Genomic DNA, 21,595 nt, shown 5'->3' with positions numbered 1-21,595 from the left:
CGCACCTCGACGACGGATGGGGTCAGGCCTGCGGGTCCAGCTCCGCGCCGATCAGGTCCGAGCGCTGCTCGTCGGCCTCGGAGGCATTGAGCGCTGCCAGCCCCTCCTTGCTGAAGCCGAAGAAGTAGGTGGCTGCCCATCCGGCCAGATAACCCACCAACAAGCCGCCGGCGTAGACCAGTGCGGCGGCGCCGATCCCGCGCGCACCATTGACCAACGGGAACAGGGCCCAACCGGACGGGCCGATCGCCGTGGAGCCCACCGTGGTGCCCAGCTGGTCGAACAGGCCGATGAAGCCACCGCCGAAGGCGCCACCGACGCAGGCCGTGATGAAGGGGCGCCCCAGGGGAAGAGTGACGCCGTAGATCAGGGGCTCGCCGACGCCCAGCACGCCGGCCGGCAGGGCGGACTTGATGGTGTTGCGCAGCGACGCATTGTGCTTGGCCCGCATGTAGACGGCCACGGTGGCACCCACCTGACCCGCCCCGGCCATGGCCAGGACCGGCAGCAGGATGGTGTAGCCGGCCTGCTCGATCAGGGTGGTGTGGATGGGGATCAGCGCCTGGTGCAGCCCGAACATCACCAGTGGCAGGAAGAGGCCGCCCAGGACGAAGCCGGAGGCCGCGCCGCCGGACTCGAGCAGCCAGTTGGCCAGCGAGCCGATACCGGTGGAGATCCAGCCGGCCAGGGTCATGAAGACGAAGATGGTCACCAGACCGGCCACCAGGACCGTGAGGGTGGGAACCACCAGCATGGACAGCGAGCGGGGGCACCAGCGCCTCGCCCAGCGTTCCACGAAGGCCGCCAGCACCGCGGCCAGCAGGGCGCCGATCACGCCACCCTGTCCGGGTGCCAGCGCCTGGCCCAGAACAGTGACCTTCGCGATCCCCGCGAAGGGGATGATCGCCGCGACGGCGCCGCCCAGGATGGGGGTGCCGCCGAATTCCTTGGCGGCGTTCATGCCGACGAAGACGGCGATCAGGCTCATGAAGCCCGATGCCACCGCGCCCAGGGCCGGCGTGATGCCGGCAGCCCACGGGGTGATGCCCTTGACGGTCAGGTTGGTCAGCACGCCGTTCAGGCCGGCGATGATGCCGCAGGCGATCAACGCCGGGATCAGCGGCAGGAAGATGTTCGCGATCCGGCGCAGGAAATTGCGCAGCGGCGTCTGGTTGGCCCGCTTGCGTTCGGTGCGGATCTCGTCGCCGCGCGCCGCCAACTGCGAGGCGGTCAGGCCGCTGGCACCGGGGCCGTCGGCGGCCTGTTCTTCCGGGACCGCGGAGTCCGCACCCTCCATCCGCACCGTGGTCCGGGAGATCCGTCCCATCTCGTCGGCCACCTCGTCCACCAGTCCGGGGCCGAGGATGACCTGCATGGTCTGGTCCTCCACGACGCCGAGCACGCCGTCGACGGCCTTGAGTGCGGCGGCGTCGACGGCATCCTGGTCGGCCACGCCGATCCTCAGCCGCGTCATGCAGTTCTCGATGTCCTGGATGTTCGCGCTGCCACCCAGGGCGGTGGTCACCTGTTCGGCGATGCGCGTCACGTCACTCATGCTGTGCTCCTCACATGTCCTGGCCGGGGTGGGGAAGGGAGGCGTCGACGGCCCGGCGCAGGTGTCCGTCGGAGGCCTCGAGGGCGGCGGCGACCTCGTCGGCGGACCACCCGGTGAGCAGGGCGAGGATCGCGGGCTTGGCCCGCCCGCCATGCTCCTGGAGCGCCGCGGTGACGGCCTCGGGCGAGGCGTCGGTGGCAGCGGTGACGATGCGATGGGCCCGGTCACGCAGCTTCTCGTTGCTGGCGCGGACGTCCACCATCAGGTTCCCGTAGGTCTTGCCCAGCTTGACCATGCTGGCCGTGGTCAGCGTGTTGAGCACCAGCTTCTGGGCGGTGCCGGACTTGAGGCGGGTGGAACCGGCCACCACCTCCGGGCCGACGACCACCTCGATGGCGACGTCGGCTGCCGCGCCCAGTGCGGATCCCGCATTGCAGCTGAGCCCGACGGTGCGGGCACCGCGGCGGCGTGCCTCGGTGACCGCACCGACGGCATAGGGGGTGCGGCCCGAGGCAGAGATGCCCACCACGACGTCCTGCTCGCCGACGGCCAGCTGGTCGAGCTGGGGGAAGGAACCCTCGGCATCGTCCTCGGCCCCCTCCACGGCGGTGGTCAGGGCCACCGGTCCGCCGGCGATCAGCCCCACCACCATCGACGGCTCGGTGTTGAAGGTGGGTGGGCACTCCGAGGCATCCAGCACGCCCAGCCGTCCGGCGGTGCCGGCACCGGCGTAGACCAACCGCCCACCAGCCCCCAGCCCTGCCACGATGAGGTCGACGGCGGCCGCCACGGCATCCAGCTGTGCGGCCACGGCCCCCGCCACCGTGGCGTCCTGGTCATTGATCAGCGCCACCAGTGAGCGCGTGTCCAGCATGTCGATCCGGGAGAAGCGCTGCTCGACGCTCTCGGTCGTCAGCGAGCCAAGGTTCTCGGTCATGCGTCCTCCTCCTGTGCGGGGTGCTTTGTGTGGCGTGCGCCGTGGGAGGCGTCGTGCCGGGGCCGCAGCGCCAGCCACGACTCCTTGATGGCGGACTTGGCCTGGTCGAAGCACAGCTGGGCCACCATGGTGAACAACACGTCCACCAGGAACATCTGCCCGGTGCGCGAGGCCATCGCGGCGGGGCGCAGGTCGTTCTCCCGCAGACTGACACTCAGCAGGGTGTGGTCCGCCCTGGTCAAGGAACTTCCGGCCCGGGCCGTCAGGGCGGCGGTGCCCACCCCATTCCTGCGGGCCACCTCCAGGGGCTCCACGATGTCCACGGTCTCGCCCGAGGACGAGATGGCCACCAGCACGTCCTGCGACTGCAGGACCACCGCGGTGGTCAACGCCTCGTGCCCCTCCACGACGGCCTGGGCCAGCAGCCCGATCCGTGACAGCTTGCCGGCCAGGTCCAGGGCGACCAGCCCCGAGGCCCCGATGCCGATCACCACGATGCGTCGCGCCTCCACCAGGACCCGCGCGACGGCCAGCACCTCGTCGGCGTCCAGCGTGGTCGCGGTGTCGGTGATGGTGCTGCGCTCCTCCGCGGCCAGCTTGGCGATGATCGCCGCGGGGGAGTCGTGCTGGGTGATGTCGCTGGTCAGGTTGGCATCGCCCGGCCCCTGCTCCAGCGCCCCGGCGGCCGTGGCGACCGCGATCCTCAGGTCGCGGTAGCCACGGAAACCCGCCGCCGTGGCCAGCCGGGCCACCGTCGACTCGCTGGTGCCGGTGATGCGGGCCAAGGCCCCCAGGCTGAGGCCGGAGGCGTCGGCCGGGTGGTCGACGACATACCGGGCCACCGCCGCCGGTCCCTTGGGCAGCGACGGTTCCAGGGCTCGCAGCACCGACATCAGCGGAGCCGGGTTGCTGACCTGTACGTTCATCGACGGCCAGCCGGGTACAGCAGGTGGGGACGGCGGCGCTTCTGCCAGGCCTTCTCGTCGTCGGCCCAGGCCGCGACGATCTGCTGGGCCGAGGCGCCGGAGGTGAGCTGTTCACGCATCCGGGCGGTGCCGGTGAGCTTGTCCAACCACTCCCACGGGTACTTGTCCCACGCGATCACCCGGGTGTCGAAGTCCTCATGGAGGTCGCGTGCGTCGCAGAACATGTGCACCGCCAGCTCTGGCGCATTGATCCGCGACGGGTCGGTGACGTGCACCTGGACACCACCGTTGACCTTCTCCGCATTCTTGCTGATCGTCGGCGTGAAGTAGGCCTCGCGGAAGAGCACGCCCGGCAGGCCATGTGAGTTGAGCCGTTCGGCCCACCGGTGGTCCACCCAGGGGGCGCCCACCAGCTCGAAGGGGCGGGTGGTGCCGCGGCCCTCGCTCATGTTGGTGGCCTCGAACAGTCCGGTGCCGGGGTAGACCAGGGCGGTGGTGGGTGTGGGCATGTTGGGCGAAGGCATCACCCACTGCAGTCCCGTCTCGTCGAAGAGCTCGCCCTTCCAGCCGCGCACCCTGACCACCTCGAGTTCGGCCAGCCGCTTGGCCTCCTTCTCCCGGGGCAGGTACTCGGCGTCGAACATGGTGGCCAGCTCGCCCACCGTCATGCCGTGCTGCATCAGGATGGAACGCAGCCCCACCCCGGAGGAGTAGGTCATGTCCAGCAAGGGGCCGCAAGCCGCACGCCCGATCGGATTGGGCCGGTCCAGCACGACGAAGCGGATGCCTCCCACCTGGGCTGCACCGCGCATGGCCTGGTACATCGTCCAGATGTAGGTGTAGAAGCGCACGCCGACGTCCTGGATGTCGAAGACGACGGTGTCCACCTTCGAGGCGGCGAAGAGCTCGGCGAACCTCTTGTCATTGGCGCCGTAGGCGTCGTGCACGGTGATGCCGGTGCGCGGGTCCTTGGCGGATCCCTCGCTGCCCCCGGCCTGCGCGGTGCCGCGGAAGCCGTGCTCCGGGCCGAAGACCGCCGCCACGTCCACCCCGTCGGCATGCATCCGGTCGACGATGTGGGTCAGGTCCCCCAGGACACCCGTCGGGTTGGAGATGACCCCGACGCGGTGACCCTTGAGGGTGGGCCAGCCGGCATCGGCTTGCGCCTGGGCGCCGGTGACGACGCGTCCGGGGTGCCCCCTGCCACGCCCGGAACTGGCCTGGGCGGGCAGGGGGCCGAAGGGCGCCGCGACGGCCCCGAGACCTGCCGCGGCGACGAGCTTCCTGCGCGAGATGTCCATGGCTTCTTCTCCTGTCCGTCAGAGGGTCAGGCCCGCACCGAAGGGGTACAGGGCCTTGGAGGGATCGTCGGCAGTCGGGATGGTGACCGGCAGCTTGCCGGTGGGGGAGGTCTTCCCCGCGAGCACGTCGGCGACGGCACGCATGGCGACGGGACTCCAGGCGTAGCTGGCGAGGTAGGCATCCACCTGCGGGAGGTGGGCGATGTCATAGGGATTGCGCAACGCCACCACGACGACGGGTTTGCCGACGGCGCGCAGGGCCTCCACCAGGACCGCCTGGCGGGAGCCCTTGGTGACGTTGTAGGTGGTGACGATGCTGACGTCGGCCTGCTTGGCGGCGGCGACCGCCGCGTCCACCTGCTCCGGGGTCGGGCTGGCGCCGGTCTGGAGGGCGGTGACGGTTGCGCCATGCCCGCTCAGCGCCGTCGTGAGCGCGTCATGGGTCTCGGTCTTGCTGCTCCATCCCGCAAGGGCCGCCGTCGCCGCGCCGGCCAAGGGCAACGTGCCGCCCTCATTGCGGAGCAGGGTGATGGAGTCGGCCGTGGCGCCTGCCGCAACGCGCTGGTGCTGAAGGGTGCCCACCACGTCCATCACCCGCTGCACGTCGACGAAGGGGTCGGCGACGACGCCCCGCTTGGCCTTGGTCTGCAGATTGCGCAGCACGGCCTCGTCGAGCCGCGCCATGGGCAGCCGACCGGAGTCCACCGCGTCGTGCACGGCCTGCCACGCGGCGGGCATGTCCGGGGTCATCAGCAGCATGTCGATGCCGGCCAGCAGGGCGCGTACCGCCACCTCGCCGTCGCCGTACTTCTGGCGCACCCCCTCCATCTGCAGCCCGTCGGTGACCACCAGACCCTGGAAACCGAGCTCCTCGCGCAGCACCCCGGTGATGATCTTGTGACTGAGGGTCGCCGGGTCACCGGAGTCGTCGAGCGCGGGCATCACGAGGTGTGCCGACATGATCGAGTCGACCCCGGCGGCGATGGCGGCCTTGAAGGGAGGCAGGTCGATGCGCTCCCACTCCTCGCGGCTGTGGGTGATCTCCGGCAGTCCGACGTGGCTGTCGGTGGCGGTGTCGCCGTGGCCGGGGAAGTGCTTGGCCGTGGCGCTGACTCCCTTGCTGCCCTGCAGCCCCTTGACCTGCGCCGCGACCATTTGGGAGACCAGTTCGGGGTCCGACCCGACGGAGCGCACCCCGATCACCGGATTGGCCGGGTTGACGTTGACGTCCGCATCCGGCGCGTGGTTCATGGTGACGCCGACGGCGTGGAGTTCCTGCCCGTTGACCCGGGCGACGATCCGCGCCTCGTGCGGGGAGCGAGTGGCGCCCAGGGCCATCGCGCCGGGCAGGGTGGTGGCCGGCGCGCCCATCCGGGTGACGACGCCGTTCTCCTGGTCGATGCTGATGGTCAGGGGGACGTCGCTGGCCTCCAGCGCGGCCCGTTGCAGGCCGTTGGACAGGGTGGCGATCTGCTCGGGGTCCTTGACGCTGTTGGTCCAGGCGAAGTAGATGGCGCCGCCGAGCTTGTACTTGGCCACCACCTCGGCGGGGGTGCGGACGCCGTAGAGCTTGAGGTTCTCGGCGGCGTCGGCCTCGCTGACGGTGTTCGCGTCGCTGCCGTAGAGGTACTGGTTGAAGACCTGGCCGATCTTCTGGTCACGGGTCATGGTGCGCAGGGTGCGGCGGGCCCAGGCTCGTTGGGCGGCGGTGGTGCCCGGGACGTGGACCCCGTCCTTGGGGTGGCCCTTGCCGGCGGGGGCGGCCACTGCCGTGGTGGGACAGGTGGCCAGGCCGCCGACGAGGGCGGAGGCGCCGAGGCCGCGCAGCAGAGTGCGTCGCGTGGTGGACAGGTGCTGGGTCATGGGGGGTGCTCCTTGGAGGTGGCCAGCCGCTTCGACGAGCGTGGAGGAAACTCTTCAGAAGGATGTTGCCGATTGGAGCTTTTCATTCAAAAAGGAGTGGGTCAAGGGTTGGTGGCCAGCAACCGGTTGTCTGTCTGAGGATCCGGCTCCCGGTTCCCGCCCGGAACCGGCGCGGGAGTTGAATGGAGACCATGACCGAACATCTGGTGGCCGTGCTGGGGCGCGGTGTGGTCCGGGGCGACGAGCCCGTCATCTTCGCCGACGACCTGGGTTTCGCCCGGGGAGACGGCTGCTTCGACTCGGCCCGCGTGGTCTGCGACGAGGCTGGAGCCCGGGTGGTCAACCTCGACGAGCACCTTGACCGGCTGGCCGTCTCGGCCGGCCGGATGGAGATCGACGGCCCGCCTCGCCAGGCGTGGGAGGCGCTGGTGCACGAGGCCCTCGACGCCTGGACCACCCCAGGTGAGGCCACCATGAAGTTCGTCCTGACCCGCGGCCGCGAGTGGTTCCCGGGGCAAGGATGCGTCGCGCTGCTCACCGTCAGCGAGAAGGCCGCCGCCACCGTGCGCACGGCCTCCAGTGGGAAGGCCGTCACCCGCGGGCTGCGCGCCGTGACCCTGTCCACCGGCCGCCCCTCGGATGCCTTCGCCGACGCCCCATGGTTGCTCGGTGGCGTGAAGACGCTGAGCTATGTGGTCAACATCGCCGCCGCCCGGGAGGCCAGACGTCGAGGGGCGGACGATGCCGTCTTCGTCACCACCGACGGTTTCGCCCTCGACGGTCCGACCTCCGGGCTGATCGTGGTCACCGACGGCGTGATGCGCACCGCCCCCACCGGCGCCACCGGGATCCTCGCGTCGGTCACCGTCGACGAGATCCTGGCGGCTGCGCGGGCTGAGGGGATGGAGGCCCGCGAGGAGCTCGTGCCCACCGCTGACCTGTTCACCGCCGACGGGGTCTGGCTGGTCAGTTCCAGCCGTGGGCCCTCACCCGTGGTCGAACTGGACGGCAGGCAGCTGTCCGTCGACGAGGAACTCACAGCCCGGGTGGCCCGGATGGCTGGTTTCTGACGGTCACGCGAATCCGCTCGGGTTCCCGTGATGCGCTCGGGTTGCAACACACGCGGATCCCAGGGACCCGAGCGTCTGTCGCGTCCCCGGGGCTCAGCGGTAGCCCGGCCAGGCGGCGCCCGGCTCCGGTGTCAGCGGGGCGACGTCCACCACCCGCACCGTCGTGTCATCGATCGTGAAGCGCACGTCCAGCCCGGCGAAGGGCAGTCCGAAGACGCGCGACGAGTCGTCCATGAAGCGGGGCCGCGGGTCGTGGGCCAGCACGCCCAGCAGAGCCCCTCGTCGATCCTCCGGGACGCGCCCCAGCAGCTCGGGCGGGAAGCTCACCCGGTACCAGCTCTCCGGATGTGTCTGGATGAAACCGCTGGTCGCGTCGGGGTGGACGTCGTAGGGGATGTAGGGCTTGATGTCCAGGACGGGCGTGCCGTCCACCAGGTCAGCCCCGCCGACCACCAGCACCGGGGCCTCCTCGCCGGCGCTCTCGACGCTGACCAGCCGCACCGAGCTCAGGCCGATCGGGTTCGGGCGGAAGGGGGAGCGGGTCGCGAAGACCCCGAGCCGGTCATGGCCTCCCAGCCGTGGCGGACGCACCGTCGGTGACCAGTCGCGTCCGGAGACCGACTTGTCGAACTCCCACACCAGCCACAGGTGGCTGAAGCCCTCGATCCCGCGCACCGCATCCGGGGACCGGAAGTCCGGCTCGAAGACCACCCGAGCCAGAAGCTCGGGCACCAGCCCGGACTGACGCGGCACCCCGAACTTCGACGGGAAGTCCGTGTGCACCCGGGCGATGGTGCGGTAGGGCGCGCGCTCGGTCATGGACCCACGGTAGGGCACGAGGGAAGGAGGGCATTGCATCCCAGATTGGGATGCAGAGGGGTATTGCACCCGGATCAGGAGCGAGCCCTGGCCGTCGCGATGGTGATTGCCTACGATCTCGACCTCGACATCCTGGACGATTGAGGCCAGATGCCTCGACGCGATCGGGGAGCGGGGGTAGCCCGGGAGTCGCTGGGCGGTCACACCTCCGTCGGGCGCCAGATGGGGCGCGGGCCGGTCTTGGTCAGCGGGTCCTCCCACGGCAGGCGGCCGGACTTCACGGCGGCCACCACCTCGGCGTGGTCCTTCTCCGTCTGGTCCGCATAGGCCCTGGCCCACCGCTGGAAGGCCTTGGTGACCGGCGGCTTCTTGCCCAGATAACCACTGATCACCGATGCACCTGAGGTGCGGGCATGGCCCTTGGCCAGCAGGTGGCCGGTGATGCCGGCGTAGTCCACCAGGGCGCTGGGTGTCATCGACTCCAGCGGCACACCGCCCTTCATGTTGCGGTACTGGCGCACGTAGTACTGGTGCTCGCCCACCGTCGTCCACCCCAGCAGGGGATCGGAGACAGTCTGCAGCTGCTGCTGGTACTCGACGACCCGCTGCCCTTGGTGGTTGTGCCAGGCCCGTTCGCCGTGCACATAGGGGGCCAGCACCGAACGCTGCGCCTGCTTGAGCTGCAGGAAGAGCACGTCGTCCTCCCGGGAGCCCACCAGCAGCGCCACCCAGGAGCGCATCCCGACCGATCCGACGCCGACCACCTTGTGGGCGATGTCCACCAGCGAATAGCCGCCGACGATGCGTCGCCACTGCGGGGTGAGGGTGTGCAGGTAGTCGTCCAGGGCCTCGGCGATCATCTCCCGCGTGCTGTCGTCGGGGTGGGTGACCAGCGGCGGGGTGTCGACGATCTCCGTCGCGGAGGTGGCCCCGCCGGCGAGCTTGGGCAACATCCGGTCATCGGTGCGCTTGCGGGCGGCGCGGGCGGCGCGCTGGATCTCGCCGCGCAGCTCCTCGTCGGTGGAGCTCTCCTGCAGGGCATCCAGGTCGAGGTGGTTGAAGGCGCGCCACATCAGGGGCTGCTTGGACAGGAAGCTGACCTCCTCGCGGTAGGACTGCACGCAGTTGTGCACCGCCTCGCCGCACTGCTCCTCGGTGGCGCCGTTGTCCCGCCCCAGCACGTGGATGGAGGCGGTCAGGCGCCGCAGGTCCCACTCCCAGGCGCCGGTGTGGGCCTCGTCGAAGTCATTGAGGTCGATGACCTGGTTGCCCTCCGGTGACCGGTAGAAGCCGATGTTGCCGATGTGCGCGTCGCCGCAGGCTGTGGTGTGCACGCCCGTCGACGGCAGGTTGGCGACGTCATGGGCCATCAGTTGGGCGCTGCCGCGCAGCATGCCGAAGGGGGAGGCCGCCATCCGCCCCACGCGCAGGGCGAAGAGCCACTCGAGGCGTCCCTGATGACTGTTCTTGATGAAGTCCACGACGTCCGGACGGTCCGCGGTGGGCTGCCAGAAACCCAGGCTGTGGTGCGGTGTGTGTTCCCGCAGGCGCTTTCCTCGGGCGACGCGTTCCGAGCGGTCGCTGGCCGGGATGCGGAAGGAGGCGAAGGCATCGCCACTCTGCAAGGATCCAGCGGTGGACAACGGAGTCATGCGTCCTCCTGGACTTTGGGGGTTGGGAGGATCGTACCCACGCACTTCACCTCTGGCGAAAGCCTGTCCCCGGGCGCGGTCCATCGCCTAGGCTCACCTCCATGGCACAGCTCCTGTTGACCCTGATCGGCGACGACCGCGAAGGTCTGGTCGCCTCCCTCAGCCAGGCGGTCCTGGCCCACGGCGGCAACTGGCAGGAGAGCCAGATGGCCCGGCTGGGCGGGAAGTTCGCGGGCATCGCGCTGGTGGACCTGCCCGACGCGAAGGCCCATGCCTTCACCGCGGCCGTCGGAGCCCTGGACGGACTCGACGTCACCGTCACCCCTGCCGGGGAGGATGTCGGCGCCGTCGGCCTTCCCGTGACGCTGCATCTGGTGGGCAATGACCACACCGGCATTGTCAGCGAGGTCACCACCGCACTGGCCTCACGGGCCATCAGCATCGACGAGATGCACACCTTCACCCGGCCCGCCCCGATGGGCGACACCATGCTCTTCGAGGCCGTCGCCCAGGTGCGGCTGCCCAAGAGCGTCGAGCTGGAGGGGCTCCGCGATGCGCTGGAGTCCATTGCCGACGAGCTGATGGTGGACCTCGAGGTCGACGAGACCCTGGAGGACTGACCCACTTCCTCGCTCGCCGCCCCGGTCGAGGACGTCAGATGAGCAACTGTGTCGCGGGGTGGATGGAGTAGTCGGCCATGTGGTCGAAGACCTTGCGGAGTTGGACGCGCGCCGGGTCCCGGTAGTAGCCGCGTTGCGCGGCGGGGAAGTCCGCCCATTCCCCGTCGAAGTCGAAGGCCCAGGTGAACATGTCCCGCGGACGGTCCGCGACGGCGAACAGACACCGGAAGCCGTACTGCTCGCGCACCGGCACGATCTGTCGCCACACGTCCAGGAAGTCATCCCAGCCGTTGACGATGGAGTAGCGCCGCATGATGGCGATCCGCTGCCGGCCGTCGCTGCCCGCGACGGACTCCGGGGTGGCGACGGTGGGTGCGAACTCCACGTCTACGGGACGCACCAGCAGGTTGCGAAAGACGTGCGGGGCCTTCAGCCCGTCCAGATCGCGCTGCTCCGGGTCACGGGCAAGGGCCGCTTCCGCCGCCGCAGCGTCGCCCTCGTGGGAGTAGAGCCAGGTGAGCTTGGGCTCGGCGTCGGTCTCCACGAAGGCGCGGTGCGTGGTGAAGCCGTGCCGGGTCCGCACCGCCACCTCCCGCCGCCACAGGGGCAGGTAGTCGAGGTGCTTCGGCTTCACGGTGAAGCGGTGCAGGAAGGTCTGGGTCACCGTCGGCGTACTCGAGTTCATCTGCGGCGGACCCGAGTTCATCTGCGGCGAACCCGAGTTCATCTGCGGCGAACCCGACGGGCGGCAAGCACGGCCAGCGAACGCATCCCCACGCGTTCCGCGGTGGCGTCGTGCAGGTCCACCACTTCGCGTTCGACGCGTCGGGTGAAGGCGGCCACGCCCTCACCGGGGCGAGGGTGCAAGGGCCGTCCGACGACCACGTGCACCTTGCGACGGGGCCAGCGGGGCAGCCTGTTGTTGGCGGGCCAGGCCTCGGAGCAGCCCACCAACGCCACCGGGACGCACGGCACCTTGCGGCTCACGCACAACCGGCCCGCGCCCGGGGTGAAGGTGGCCATCGCGCCAGTGCGGGATCGGGTGCCCTCCGGGAAGATCAGCAAAGGGGTGCCGCTCTTCAGCAAGGCGGAGGAGAGCCCCTTGTGGTTGCCCTTGTGGGGGCGCCCCGGCCGGTCGATGGGGTAGGCATTGAAGAGCAGCACCGGGGCCAGGGCCGTGCGCCAGCTCATGAAGAAGTGGTCTGCGGCGGCGCCGGCGGCCAGGTTCGTCGTGAGGTGGTCCGGGAGGGCAGCGTAGATCAGTGCCGTGTCCAGGTGCGAACTGTGGTTGGCGACGACGACGAAGGCACCCTCGAGACCGTCGACATTCTCGGAGCCGTGAAGTTCCACGTCGACGCCCAGCTTCACGGCCGTGGCCAGCAGGCTCTTGCGGATGACACGCCTGACCCCCGCCAGGGCCCTGTTCTGGTAGCGCCGAGGAGCCCGGGGCGTCGGCTTCCTGGTGGGCGTCCGGGGGGTCGCCGGTCTGGCATCGGGGGGTCTGGCCGCTTCCTGCACCATCCGAGCATGCCACGAACCCGTCATGAGGTGGGGTCCAGGTCCGCTGGTCATCTGACCCATCTCCCGGATCGAGCGCCAGCTGCTCCTTGGCACGTTCAATCTGCACTGGGCACCGGAATTCGCTCGATCGCGACGGGCAGCAGCAGTTGGGTTTCAGCGAGCAGTTCACCCACATGACCTACAGCTTCAGCGGCTGGGACCTGCCCTACATCAGCTTCATCATCCACTTCGCCTTCTCGATCGGCTTCGGCATCCTCTATGCCGTTGCCGCCGAGCGCTGGCCGCGGATCAAGCTGTGGCAGGGCGCCGCCTTCGGCTTGCTGGTCTGGGTGCTCTTCCCCCTCGTGCTGATGCCGGCCATGGGCACCGTGCCCGCCCCGTGGGACCAGCCCTTCCACGAGCACTTCAGCGAGTGCTTCGGCCACATCTTCTGGATGTGGGTCATCGAGCTCACCCGCCGAGACCTGCGCAACCGCATCACCGGCGAGCCCGACGCCGAGTTTCCGCTGGCGCTGGCCAGCCGCTGATCCTCACACCTTGGCGCAGCTCTGTGTCCCGACGGGCGTGTGGTAGCTGGCGGCCCGGTCCAGCATCGCGTCGGTGGCGGCGTCGGTGAGCACATAGCCCGTCGAATGGTCCACCATCGAGCGGGCGAAGACCGTGCCGGCCACGCGCCCGTCGGTGGTGAGCAGGGGCCCGCCGGAATTGCCGGGCTGCACGGTCCCGGCGACGGAGTGGACCTCGCGGACCACGCCCTTGCCGCCATAGATGTCATCGCCCGCGGCCTTGACCGTCGCTCGCACCCGGGCGGCCTTCACCGTGTAGGGCCCGCCCTTCGGGAAGCCCGCGACGACGGCATCCTGCTTGGCCTCCACCCGCGAGGCGCGCGGCAGCGGTGAGGCCTCCAGCCCTGGCACGTCGAGGATCGCCAGGTCCAGGTCCGGGTCGAAGGCGACGACGGTGGCGGGCAGCCGGTTCCCGGCCCCACCCACCTGCACCGTCGTGTCGTCCGCGCCGGCGACGACGTGGGCATTGGTCACGACCCGGTGGCCCGCCACCACCCAGCCGCTGCCGGCATGGGTCTGGGAGCAGGAGGGGGCATCGGCCTGGATCTTCACGATGCTGGCCGCCGCCCGTCGCACCGCCGCGGTCTTCGCCGCTGCCGTGTCCGGCGCCTCGACGGGGATCACTGGTTCCGGCGCCAGGCCGCTGAAGACGCGGGGAAATCCGGCCTCACTGATGGTGTGGGTGACCTGCGAGGCCCACCGTCCGGCCTGGTCAGGGGTGAGACGTTCCATCCCCGGCAGCACGGCCGACTGGTTGGCCACGCCCGCCCACTCCTTCGGCAGCAGCGGCCGCACTGCACTGCCCAGCAGTGTCACGACGACGCAGACCACCAGCATCGACGTCAGCGACCCGAGCGCGGAGTCCACCCGTCGGGCACCCACCCCGCGAGCGCGGGCCCGCAGCCGCACGCCCACCTGTCCCAGCATCGACTCGCCGAGGACCGCTGCCACCAGCACCCCGCCCAGCAACAGGATCGACGGCAACGGTGGGGCCAGTGCCTGCCCCCACCGCGAGAGCATCCGCGGCACCGCCCACAGCCCCACCGCGGCACCCGCGAGCAGGCCCGCAACGCCCAGCACGCTGGTCAGCGCGCCCATCCGCCAGCCGCGGACCGCATGGGTCAGCAGCACCACCACCAGGGCGAGGTCCAGCAGGGCATGTCCGGTCATCGGGCTCCTTTCGCGCATCCCATCGTGCCCTGTCTTCCTGTGCGAGCAAGCGTCGGTTCTGGAAGCCGCCACCGGGTGGGCCCTGCTTGCCCCAGAATGACGCGAGTGACCACACACCTTGAACAGCGCCCCACGCCCACGATGGGCTCGGCGCTCACCATCGAGACCCACGGCATCGACGTCATCCCCGAACAGGCCCGCAGGGGGCGACCGCTGGACATGTTCTGGCCCTGGTGCGCCGGCAACATCACACTGCTCCAGGTGGCCTGGGGTGCCTACCTGCTGGAATACGGCATCTCCTTCACCCAGGCGCTGCTGGTGAGCTTCATCGGTGTCGTGGTGAGCTTCTTCATGGTGGGACTGATCTCCCTGGTGGGCATGCGCGGCTCGGCTCCGACGATGGTGCTGTCCCGCGCCGTCTACGGCGTACGCGGGAACTTCCCCGCCGGCCTGATCGGCTACCTGTTGATGCTCGGCTGGGAGATCGTCAACGTGTCCACCGCCGTGCTCGCCTCCGGCACCATCGCCTCCCGGCTGGGGGCAGACCCCGGTACGGCCAAGGTCATCGCCTTCGTCGTCGTGGCCGGTCTCGTGATCGCTCTGGGCGTGCTCGGATTCGACGCCGTGATGCGCGCCCAGAAGTGGCTCAGCTGGCTCACCCTGGCCATGACCGGCATCTTCATGGCGCTGACCGCGCACATGATCCACCCGTCGGTGCTCGGCAGTCACCCCTCGGGCAATGCATACGCCGTCGTGGGTGCCACCATCATGGTCTTCTGTGCCTTCGGTGCGGGCTGGTTCACCGGTGCCGCCGACTACTCCCGCTACCTGCCCCGCAGCTCGTCGCGCCCAGCCATCGTCGGGTGGACCACCGCCGGCGGCTCGCTGCCCGTCGTGCTGCTGATCGGCTACGGCCTGCTCCTGGTGGGTAGCAATCCCGACCTGATGGAGAAGATGGCCGCCGACCCGATCGGCACCCTCGCCGCCCTGGCGCCACTGTGGTTCATGGTGCCCTTCTGGCTCTTCGCGATGGCCGGCCAGGTGGCGGGCGCCACGCTGGACCTGTACTCGTCGGGGCTGTGCCTGCTGGCCATCGGGCTGCCGGTGAAGCGCTGGCAGGCCGCCGCCATCGACGGGGTGCTGATGACCATCGGCGCCATCTATGTGGTGTGGTTCGCGCTCGACTTCATGGGCCCCTTCACCGGATTCCTGATCACGCTGGGCGTTCCCGAGGCGGCGTGGGCCGGCATCTTCCTGGCCGACCTGGTGATGGTGCGCTGGCGTGCCGGTTACGACCAGCGCAAGCTCTTCGACCCGTCGTCGCAGGGCTATGGCTCGGTGAAGTGGGTGCCGCTGGTGCTGCTCTTGGCCTGCTGCGGGCTGGGCTTCGGCCTGGTGACCAATGGCTACGCCGGCTGGCTGGCGTGGCAGGGCTACCTGCTGGGTCCGCTGGGCTTTGGCGGCCCTGATGGCGTGTGGGCGCACACCTCGATCGGCGTGCTGATCGCGCTGGTGGTCTCCTTCGTCGCCTACCTGCCGCTGGCCCGACGGGTCGCCGGGGTGCGCTGATCATGGGGGTGGGTCCCCAAAACTGAGAGCACAGAAGGGTTGTCGATGAAATTGGTAGCTTCCAAGAACGATTTCGGCTCTCAGTTTTGGGACCCGGCCCACCCACCAACCTCAGTCCGAGGGGCGTCCGCGCAGGGACTTGGTCTGGGAGCGGCGCTTCTTGGCCGCGAGCCGACGCTGCACCGAGCCCCGGGTGGGCCTGGTCGCGCGACGGCTGGGCGGTGGAGGAGCCAGCGCCTCGCGCAGCATGGCCGCCATCCGCTCCCTCGCGGCCACGCGGTTGCGGCGCTGGTGCCGCAGTTCGGAGGCGTCGACGACCAGCGTCGTGCCCACCAGCCGGGAGGAGAGCCGCTCCAGCAGCCGTTCGCGCTGTCGTTCGGTGAAGGCGCTGCACGCGGCGATGTCGAGCGCCAGCTGCACGCGGGAGTCCGTCGTGTTGACGCCCTGGCCTCCGGGGCCGGAGGAGCGGCTGAAGTTCTCGTTCAGGAAGCCCTCCGCGATGACCAGGCCGGACGGGATGCCGGGTCCGGGCGGGACGACGAGGTCCATCGCTCCTCCTTCCCCGGGTCTTCCCGGTCCTGATCTGTGGGGCGATTGCCTGAATCGCTTGACCTGTTTGGCCGCATAGGATCGACACCATGATGACCCCTCCGGCCGAATCGCCGGAAGACGACGCCTGCAGCAAGACTCCCGGTGAGCGATCCCAGGCCTGGATGGCCGCGCTCGGAACCGGCCTGCTCTTCGTCGGCGCGGCCATCGGCCTGGGTGTGCTGGCATGGCACGGAGCGGCGTCGGGGATCATGGTCTTCACCGCGCGCAAGATGCTCAAGCTGATGGCGGGCACGACGCTGATCACCATCGGCACCCTGGCGCTGCACGAACTGCTGCACGGCGTCGGGATGTTGGCGCTGGGTGCCCGTCCGCGCTTCGGCGCCGGCGTGATGACACCCGGCCTGCCCTACCTGTACACCACCTGCGAGGGGCACACGTTCAGCCGGTCGCAGTACATCGTCGTCGCGGCTCTGCCCAATGTGGTGATCAACATCGGGCTGCTTGCCCTGATGGCCTGGGGGCCGCACGCGGCCTGGTGGGTGCTGCCCTTCGCGATCCACCTGTCCGGTGGGGTGGGCGACGCGTGGTTGTGCTGGGCGGCATGGGCCGAGCAGCCCGGGACCCGGATCGAGGACCAGCGCTTCGGGGTGCGGGTGCACCGTCGCCGCCAGCCCGTCACCTGAAGCAGTCCCTCCTGTCAGCCGCTCGGGTTTCCGGGATCCGCTCGGGTTGCAGCACACGCGGATCATGGGAAGCCGAGCGCCTGCCGTGGTCATCAATTCAACAAGTGTTGACTTCTGCGCGCGACGGGTGTCCACTTGAACTCAACAGACGTTGAGTTCAGGAGTTCGTGATGGCACCACCCATGGGACGACGCCCGGGGCAGCAGGGCACCCGGCAACAGATCATCGACGCCGCGCGCCCACTGTTCGCCGCACGCGGCTTCGCCGAGACCTCCGTGCGCGCCATCGCCCGTGAGGCCGGCGTCGACCCCGCCATGATCAACCACTGGTTCGGCAGCAAGGAGGGCCTCTTCCAGGCCATCCTCGACCTGCCCATCGACCCCATCACCGCCATCGCCGGTGTCGCCGACGGCCCCGTCGAGCAGATCCCACAGCAGTTGTTGGACCGTTTCCTCGCCGTCTGGGAGGACCCGGAACTGTCCGACGCCATGGCCATCGTGCTGCGCCGCGCCCTCGACGACCCGGACCAGCGGCTGCTGCTGCGCGGCAATGTCGTGCACCAGTTCATCGCGGAGCCCTTGCGTGTGGCACTCGCCCGGCGAGACCCCGCCACCGCGGACCGACGCGTCGCCCTGGTCCTCACCCAGATGCTCGGCGTGATCGTCGCCCGCAAGGTGGTCGGCGTCGAGCCCGTCGCGAGCCTCACCCCCGAACAATTGCATGCCCTCCTGCTGCCCGCCCTCACCCACCACATGCTCGGAGACCTGTCATGACCACAGCCATCCACACCGAAGGGCTCGTCAAGCGTTTCGGGAAGTTCACCGCCCTCGACGGCCTCGACCTGGAGGTGACCCGCGGGGAGGTGCACGGTTTCCTCGGCCCCAATGGCGCGGGCAAGTCCACCACCATCCGCGTGCTGCTGGGCCTGCTGAAGGCCGACGCCGGCCACGTCGAGCTGCTCGGCGGCAATCCGTGGACCGACGTGCTGGAGCTGCACCGGCGCGTCGCCTACGTGCCCGGTGACGTGAGCCTGTGGCCCGGGCTGAGCGGTGGCGAGGCCATCGACCTGCTCGGCAATCTGCGCGGCGGTCTGGACCCCGCACGGCGCCAGCACCTGGTGGAGCGCTTCGAACTGGACCCCACCAAGCGCGGACGCCAGTACAGCAAGGGAAACCGGCAGAAGGTGGCGATCATCGCGGCCCTGGCCTGCGACGCCGAACTGCTGATCCTCGATGAACCCACCAGTGGCCTCGACCCGCTGATGGAGGCCGTCTTCCAGGACGAGGTGGCCGCGGAGAAGGACAAGGGCCGCACCGTGCTGCTGAGCAGCCACATCATGAGCGAGGTGGAAGCCCTGGCCGATCGCGTCAGCATCATCCGCGACGGACGGAACGTGCAGACGGGCACCCTCGAGGACATGCGGGGTCAGGCCCGGGTGACCATCACCGGCCTGCTGCCGCGGACGCCAGCGGCCGCCGTGGCACCGCGCCATGCGGCAGTCGTCGACGTCGCCACACCGGACCTCACCTCGCTGCCCGGCGACGTGCACCTGGACGAGCACGGCCGGCTGCGCGCCACAGTCGCCCCCGACAACGTCGCCGCCACCCTCGAGGCGCTGCTGCCCCAGGGGCTGACCAATCTCACCGTCACCCCCGCCAGCCTGGAGGAGCTCTTCCTGCAGCAGTACGACACTCGCACCGGCCGGGTGGCCACCCGATGAGCGCCCTGACCGGGGCCAAGCCCCTGTTCCGCGTCGCCATCGGGCAGGACCGGCGCAACATCGCGCCGTGGGTGATGCTGATCAGTGTCCTGAGCGCGACGTCGATCATCGCCTACCGCTGGATCTTCACGGACCTGTCGGACCGGCAGGCGCTCTCCCTGACGCTGGCCGCCAACCCGGCCCTCGAGCTGGTCTTCGGCCCCGCCCGGGACCTGCTCACCAATGACGGCTTCAATGCCTGGCGGGCCGGCATGCTCGGCTGCTTCTTCGCCGCGCTGATGGCGATCCTCACCGTGGTGCGCAATTCCCGCGCCGACGAGGACTCCGGCCAGGCCGAGCTGATCGCCTCGGGCATCATCACCCGGCAGGCCCGGCTGGCGGTGGCCGTCGGGATGGCCATGGTCGCGGGCGTCGCGCTGGGGGTGGTCAGCTTCCTGCTGACCTGGGCCTTCGGTGGCGGCATCACCTCGACGCTGCTGATCAGCGCCATGTTCACCAGCTCCGCGTGGATGTTCGCGGCCGTCGCGGCGCTGTGCGTTCAGCTCGGCTCCGACGCCCGCGCCGCCAACAGCCTGGCCATCGGCACCTTGGGGTTCACCTATGTGCTGCGCGGCTGGTTCGACTCCTCCGAGGCCCCCGGGTGGACCGAGTGGCTGACCCCCTTCGGCTGGCTCTCCCGCACCCGCGCGGCCGTCGACAATGACCCGCTCCCGTTGCTGGCGGCGCTGGGATTCACCGTGGTGCTGCTGGCCGTCGCCATGCGCCTGCAGGCCCGCCGCGACTTCGGGATGGGGTTGGTCTCCTCCCGGCCCGGCCCGGCGACGGCGCCCCGGCTGGGCGTCTGGAGCCTGGCCTGGCGGCTGAACCGGGGCAGCGCCCTGACCTGGTTGCTGTCCTTCGCCTTCCTCGGGATGGTCTTCGGCAACATCGCCCCGACGGCCAGCCGGCTGATCACCGAGAACCCGGCCATCCGGGTGATCATGGCCTCCGGCGCTCGCACGCAGGCCGAGCTGACCTTCGGCTTCGTGGCCACCATCCAGCAGGTGATCGGGATCATCGCCGCCGTGGCCGGCGCGCAGGTGGCGATGCGCTTCCGCGAGGAGGAGGTCGACTTCCGGGCCGAGCCGCTGCTGGCCGCGCCGCTGCGCCGCGCCAAGCACCTCGCCGCCACGGTGCTGGTGGCGCTGGGCATCTCCGGGGTGGGCATGGTCACCGCCGGGCTGGTGATGGCCGTCGTCGCCTCCCGAGGATCCGACCAGCTCGCCTTCGGTGACGTCTGGCTGCAGGCGGTGTGCACCACGGTGGCGGTCTGGCTGTTGGTCTCCGTCTCCCTGATGCTGGTGGCCGCCAAGCCGGTGGTGCGCTTCGGGGGGTGGATCGTGATCGTGGCCACCTTCGGCATCACCCTGCTGGGCCCCACCTTCAAGTTCCCGGAGTGGGCCCTGGACATCAGCCCGCTGCACCACGTGCCCGTTGTCGTGGCGCCCGACCGGGCCTGGGGCGAACTGGGCTGGTTGGGGCTGGTCACGGTGGGCCTTTTGGCCATCGCCTTCGTCGGCTATCGCCGTCGCGACGTGATCTGAGCCGCGAACCGACGCCGACTGAGGGAATGGCAGCAGCACCCGGTGTCGCACGCCGGAGTCGACCAGGTCGTGGGCGGCGGCGGCCCGGGCATCGGCGTCAAAGTCGTCGCTGCCCAGCAGCCGCAGCGTCACATTCTTGAACAGCAGGCTCCAGAACGGGATCGTCACCGGGTCGGCGTCCGAGGCGTAGGCGGCGATCACCGCATCGGGGGCCGTCACAGCGGCATCGAGGGCCGCATTGGCTCCCAGCGGCAGGTCGCTGCTGCGGCGCACCGTCCCGATCACGCGCGCCCCGTCGCGACGGGCCAGGTCTGCCGCCATGCCACCGACGGCACCCAGCACGCCCTGCACCAGCATCACCCATGACCGCACCGACCCGTCGGCGAAGACGCACCGGTGGGCTGTGCTGACCGGAATCCCCAGGCAGGCACCGATCTCGTCGCTCACCTCGTCGGGCAGGCCGACGGCCAGTACCTGTGGCACGCACACGTACTGGGCGGCGGTGCCGAAGGCTCGGTAGCTCTGCGCGCCCCAGACCCACACCCGCCGCCCGATGCGCGACGGGTCCACCCCGGGGCCGACCTCGTCGACGACGCCCGACCCGTCGCTGCGGGGAATCACCAGCGGGTGCGCCATCCCGTTCCCGACCAGTCCAACCGCTTCTTGGTGTCGCCGGGGTTGATGCCCGAGAAGTGCACCCGGACCCGCACCTCGCCCGGGCCTGGGTGGGGATCGGGGAGCTCAGCGTGGGTCAGGACGCCGGCGGCTCGTCCGGTGCCGGTGTAGTGGATTGCCAGCATGCCCAGACCAGGCCTTCCTGTCGTCGAGAGGTGTGATGGTCCTTCAGGCGCCGACCTTGGCCAGGTTCTCGGCCATCTGGTCCGCGGTGAGGGCGCCGACGTGGGAGGCCTGCAGGTTGCCCTCTCGGTCGATGAAGAAGTGCGAGGGGATCCCGATCGAGCGGTAGCGCGACGCGATGGTGGTGTCCGGATCACTGATCATCGGGAAGCTGAGGTTGAGCCGGTTGGCGTAGCCGCGCACGGTGGCCGCATCCTCACTGATGAAGACCGCCAGCACGACGGCGTCCTTCGCCTTGGCCTTCTGCCAGGCCTGCTCGATGTCCGGGGCCTCGGCGCGGCAGGCGGTGCACCAGGTGGCACCGAAGGTGATCCACACGGGCTTGCCCTTCAGCGACGCCAGCGAGACCTCCTTGCCATCCATCGTCGTGGCGCGGAACTGCGGCGCGGGCTTGCCGATCTCCGGCGCCGAACCGCTCTGGTCGCCCTCAAGGGTCACCTGGGCGGCGCCGCCACTCTGGTCGGCCTGGTTGATGGTCTCGCGGGAATCCGCCCGGTTCACGAACCAGGCGCCGGCGAGGACGAGGGCCAGGGTCAGCAGCAGCACGCCGGTGCTGCCGAACTTGCTCTGGCGCAGCTTGGCGCGCCAGTCACCCGAGGTCATCGCCGGGTCCGTGGTGTTCTCGCTCAT

22 protein-coding genes are annotated in these 21,595 nt (G+C 70.0%); 9 read left to right on the top strand and 13 right to left on the bottom strand.

The window, feature by feature from the left end:
• Positions 1-22: 22 nt before the first annotated feature.
• From EDD41_RS08945 to EDD41_RS08925, 5 genes are read right to left on the bottom strand one after another with little or no spacing between them, the layout of a single operon-like run.
• Positions 23-1,555, bottom strand: coding sequence for a PTS transporter subunit EIIC (locus EDD41_RS08945; RefSeq protein WP_123575648.1), 1,533 nt, complete (start codon positions 1,553-1,555; stop codon positions 23-25).
• 10 nt (positions 1,556-1,565) lie between these two features.
• The gene (gene murQ, locus EDD41_RS08940; RefSeq protein WP_123575647.1) at positions 1,566-2,492 is read right to left on the bottom strand and encodes an N-acetylmuramic acid 6-phosphate etherase; all 927 of its coding nucleotides are present in this window, start codon (positions 2,490-2,492) and stop codon (positions 1,566-1,568) included.
• Positions 2,489-3,418 carry a MurR/RpiR family transcriptional regulator gene (locus EDD41_RS08935; RefSeq protein ID WP_123575646.1) on the bottom strand — a complete coding sequence of 310 codons (930 nt, stop codon included), beginning with the start codon at positions 3,416-3,418 and terminating at the stop codon, positions 2,489-2,491. Before EDD41_RS08935 ends, murQ begins: the two co-directional genes overlap by 4 nt.
• Entirely contained in the window at positions 3,415-4,719 is a 1,305-nt protein-coding gene (locus EDD41_RS08930) for an exo-beta-N-acetylmuramidase NamZ family protein (protein WP_123575645.1), read from the bottom strand. Before EDD41_RS08930 ends, EDD41_RS08935 begins: the two co-directional genes overlap by 4 nt.
• 18 nt (positions 4,720-4,737) lie before the next feature.
• Complete coding sequence (locus EDD41_RS08925) at positions 4,738-6,582, bottom strand: glycoside hydrolase family 3 protein (protein ID WP_123575644.1); 1,845 nt, start codon at positions 6,580-6,582, stop codon at positions 4,738-4,740.
• Positions 6,583-6,773: 191 nt separating this feature from the next.
• Here EDD41_RS08925 and EDD41_RS08920 point away from each other — a divergent pair, with 191 nt between their 5' ends.
• A complete protein-coding gene (locus EDD41_RS08920; RefSeq protein WP_094765582.1) occupies positions 6,774-7,652 on the top strand; it encodes an aminodeoxychorismate lyase in 879 nt (292 codons plus the stop codon).
• Positions 7,653-7,745: 93 nt separating this feature from the next.
• On the opposite strand, the gene tsaA is transcribed toward EDD41_RS08920, so the two are convergent.
• On the bottom strand, positions 7,746-8,471 hold the full coding sequence (gene tsaA, locus EDD41_RS08915) for a tRNA (N6-threonylcarbamoyladenosine(37)-N6)-methyltransferase TrmO (RefSeq protein WP_123575643.1): 726 nt from the start codon (positions 8,469-8,471) through the stop codon (positions 7,746-7,748).
• A gap of 200 nt (positions 8,472-8,671) precedes the next feature.
• Positions 8,672-10,123 carry a DUF2252 domain-containing protein gene (locus EDD41_RS08910; RefSeq protein WP_123575642.1) on the bottom strand — a complete coding sequence of 484 codons (1,452 nt, stop codon included), beginning with the start codon at positions 10,121-10,123 and terminating at the stop codon, positions 8,672-8,674.
• A 101-nt stretch (positions 10,124-10,224) separates the two neighbouring features.
• On the opposite strand from EDD41_RS08910, the gene EDD41_RS08905 reads away from it, so the two are divergent.
• Complete coding sequence (locus tag EDD41_RS08905) at positions 10,225-10,743, top strand: glycine cleavage system transcriptional repressor (RefSeq protein ID WP_123575641.1); 519 nt, start codon at positions 10,225-10,227, stop codon at positions 10,741-10,743.
• 34 nt (positions 10,744-10,777) lie between these two features.
• Here EDD41_RS08905 and EDD41_RS08900 read toward each other — a convergent pair whose 3' ends face one another.
• Together EDD41_RS08900 and EDD41_RS08895 are read right to left on the bottom strand one after the other, a co-directional pair.
• Positions 10,778-11,407 carry a hypothetical protein gene (locus EDD41_RS08900; protein ID WP_148060521.1) on the bottom strand — a complete coding sequence of 210 codons (630 nt, stop codon included), beginning with the start codon at positions 11,405-11,407 and terminating at the stop codon, positions 10,778-10,780.
• A 59-nt stretch (positions 11,408-11,466) separates the two neighbouring features.
• Positions 11,467-12,264 (bottom strand): lysophospholipid acyltransferase family protein, encoded by a 798-nt coding sequence (locus EDD41_RS08895; RefSeq protein WP_170165302.1) that lies wholly within the window; start codon positions 12,262-12,264, stop codon positions 11,467-11,469.
• Between the two features lie 86 nt (positions 12,265-12,350).
• Between EDD41_RS08895 and EDD41_RS08890 the strand changes: the two genes are divergently transcribed.
• A complete protein-coding gene (locus EDD41_RS08890; protein ID WP_281273112.1) occupies positions 12,351-12,791 on the top strand; it encodes a YagU family protein in 441 nt (146 codons plus the stop codon).
• A gap of 3 nt (positions 12,792-12,794) precedes the next feature.
• Here the strand turns inward: EDD41_RS08890 and EDD41_RS08885 are convergent, their stop codons facing one another.
• Positions 12,795-14,000 (bottom strand): MarP family serine protease, encoded by a 1,206-nt coding sequence (locus tag EDD41_RS08885; protein WP_170165301.1) that lies wholly within the window; start codon positions 13,998-14,000, stop codon positions 12,795-12,797.
• A gap of 105 nt (positions 14,001-14,105) precedes the next feature.
• Between EDD41_RS08885 and EDD41_RS08880 the strand changes: the two genes are divergently transcribed.
• On the top strand, positions 14,106-15,569 hold the full coding sequence (locus EDD41_RS08880) for a purine-cytosine permease family protein (protein ID WP_245995588.1): 1,464 nt from the start codon (positions 14,106-14,108) through the stop codon (positions 15,567-15,569).
• A gap of 111 nt (positions 15,570-15,680) precedes the next feature.
• Here EDD41_RS08880 and arfB read toward each other — a convergent pair whose 3' ends face one another.
• Complete coding sequence (arfB, locus tag EDD41_RS08875) at positions 15,681-16,118, bottom strand: alternative ribosome rescue aminoacyl-tRNA hydrolase ArfB (protein WP_123575638.1); 438 nt, start codon at positions 16,116-16,118, stop codon at positions 15,681-15,683.
• 89 nt (positions 16,119-16,207) lie between these two features.
• Here arfB and EDD41_RS08870 point away from each other — a divergent pair, with 89 nt between their 5' ends.
• From EDD41_RS08870 to EDD41_RS17175, 5 genes are all read left to right on the top strand, one after another.
• Positions 16,208-16,804, top strand: coding sequence for a DUF3267 domain-containing protein (locus EDD41_RS08870; RefSeq protein ID WP_123575637.1), 597 nt, complete (start codon positions 16,208-16,210; stop codon positions 16,802-16,804).
• A 170-nt stretch (positions 16,805-16,974) separates the two neighbouring features.
• Positions 16,975-17,577, top strand: a complete 603-nt coding sequence (locus EDD41_RS08865; protein ID WP_123575636.1) for a TetR/AcrR family transcriptional regulator — start codon at positions 16,975-16,977, stop codon at positions 17,575-17,577.
• On the top strand, positions 17,574-18,524 hold the full coding sequence (locus tag EDD41_RS08860) for an ABC transporter ATP-binding protein (protein WP_123575635.1): 951 nt from the start codon (positions 17,574-17,576) through the stop codon (positions 18,522-18,524). Before EDD41_RS08865 ends, EDD41_RS08860 begins: the two co-directional genes overlap by 4 nt.
• Entirely contained in the window at positions 18,521-20,107 is a 1,587-nt protein-coding gene (locus tag EDD41_RS16835) for an ABC transporter permease (RefSeq protein WP_170165300.1), read from the top strand. Before EDD41_RS08860 ends, EDD41_RS16835 begins: the two co-directional genes overlap by 4 nt.
• Before the next feature lie 42 nt (positions 20,108-20,149).
• Positions 20,150-20,473 (top strand): hypothetical protein, encoded by a 324-nt coding sequence (locus EDD41_RS17175; protein WP_211336619.1) that lies wholly within the window; start codon positions 20,150-20,152, stop codon positions 20,471-20,473.
• Between the two features lie 251 nt (positions 20,474-20,724).
• Here EDD41_RS17175 and EDD41_RS17170 read toward each other — a convergent pair whose 3' ends face one another.
• Both EDD41_RS17170 and EDD41_RS08845 read right to left on the bottom strand, forming a co-directional pair.
• Positions 20,725-20,907, bottom strand: a complete 183-nt coding sequence (locus tag EDD41_RS17170) for a hypothetical protein (RefSeq protein WP_211336618.1) — start codon at positions 20,905-20,907, stop codon at positions 20,725-20,727.
• A gap of 43 nt (positions 20,908-20,950) precedes the next feature.
• A complete protein-coding gene (locus EDD41_RS08845) occupies positions 20,951-21,595 on the bottom strand; it encodes a TlpA family protein disulfide reductase (protein ID WP_094765568.1) in 645 nt (214 codons plus the stop codon).

The organism is Luteococcus japonicus (genome assembly GCF_003752415.1).
GTDB classification, from domain to species: domain Bacteria; phylum Actinomycetota; class Actinomycetes; order Propionibacteriales; family Propionibacteriaceae; genus Luteococcus; species Luteococcus japonicus.
The sequence above is the reverse complement of the archived record's forward strand: the minus strand, read 5'-3'. Positions and strand labels throughout refer to the sequence as shown.

Excerpts from the sequence above, each read along its gene's own strand:
- EDD41_RS08920 (WP_094765582.1), top strand. The coding sequence starts at position 6,774 with ATGACCGAACATCTGGTGGCCGTGCTGGGGCGCGGTGTGGTCCGGGGC.
- EDD41_RS08845 (WP_094765568.1), bottom strand. The coding sequence starts at position 21,595 with ATGAGCGAGAACACCACGGACCCGGCGATGACCTCGGGTGACTGGCGC.
- EDD41_RS08905 (WP_123575641.1), top strand. The coding sequence starts at position 10,225 with ATGGCACAGCTCCTGTTGACCCTGATCGGCGACGACCGCGAAGGTCTG.
- murQ (WP_123575647.1), bottom strand. The coding sequence starts at position 2,492 with ATGACCGAGAACCTTGGCTCGCTGACGACCGAGAGCGTCGAGCAGCGC.
- EDD41_RS08895 (WP_170165302.1), bottom strand. The coding sequence starts at position 12,264 with ATGGTGCAGGAAGCGGCCAGACCCCCCGATGCCAGACCGGCGACCCCC.
- EDD41_RS08930 (WP_123575645.1), bottom strand. The coding sequence starts at position 4,719 with ATGGACATCTCGCGCAGGAAGCTCGTCGCCGCGGCAGGTCTCGGGGCC.
- EDD41_RS08885 (WP_170165301.1), bottom strand. The coding sequence starts at position 14,000 with ATGACCGGACATGCCCTGCTGGACCTCGCCCTGGTGGTGGTGCTGCTG.
- arfB (WP_123575638.1), bottom strand. The coding sequence starts at position 16,118 with ATGGACCTCGTCGTCCCGCCCGGACCCGGCATCCCGTCCGGCCTGGTC.
- EDD41_RS16835 (WP_170165300.1), top strand. The coding sequence starts at position 18,521 with ATGAGCGCCCTGACCGGGGCCAAGCCCCTGTTCCGCGTCGCCATCGGG.
- EDD41_RS08910 (WP_123575642.1), bottom strand. The coding sequence starts at position 10,123 with ATGACTCCGTTGTCCACCGCTGGATCCTTGCAGAGTGGCGATGCCTTC.
- EDD41_RS08925 (WP_123575644.1), bottom strand. The coding sequence starts at position 6,582 with ATGACCCAGCACCTGTCCACCACGCGACGCACTCTGCTGCGCGGCCTC.
- EDD41_RS08935 (WP_123575646.1), bottom strand. The coding sequence starts at position 3,418 with ATGAACGTACAGGTCAGCAACCCGGCTCCGCTGATGTCGGTGCTGCGA.
- EDD41_RS08860 (WP_123575635.1), top strand. The coding sequence starts at position 17,574 with ATGACCACAGCCATCCACACCGAAGGGCTCGTCAAGCGTTTCGGGAAG.
- EDD41_RS17170 (WP_211336618.1), bottom strand. The coding sequence starts at position 20,907 with ATGCTGGCAATCCACTACACCGGCACCGGACGAGCCGCCGGCGTCCTG.
- EDD41_RS08865 (WP_123575636.1), top strand. The coding sequence starts at position 16,975 with ATGGCACCACCCATGGGACGACGCCCGGGGCAGCAGGGCACCCGGCAA.
- EDD41_RS08870 (WP_123575637.1), top strand. The coding sequence starts at position 16,208 with ATGATGACCCCTCCGGCCGAATCGCCGGAAGACGACGCCTGCAGCAAG.
- tsaA (WP_123575643.1), bottom strand. The coding sequence starts at position 8,471 with ATGACCGAGCGCGCGCCCTACCGCACCATCGCCCGGGTGCACACGGAC.
- EDD41_RS08945 (WP_123575648.1), bottom strand. The coding sequence starts at position 1,555 with ATGAGTGACGTGACGCGCATCGCCGAACAGGTGACCACCGCCCTGGGT.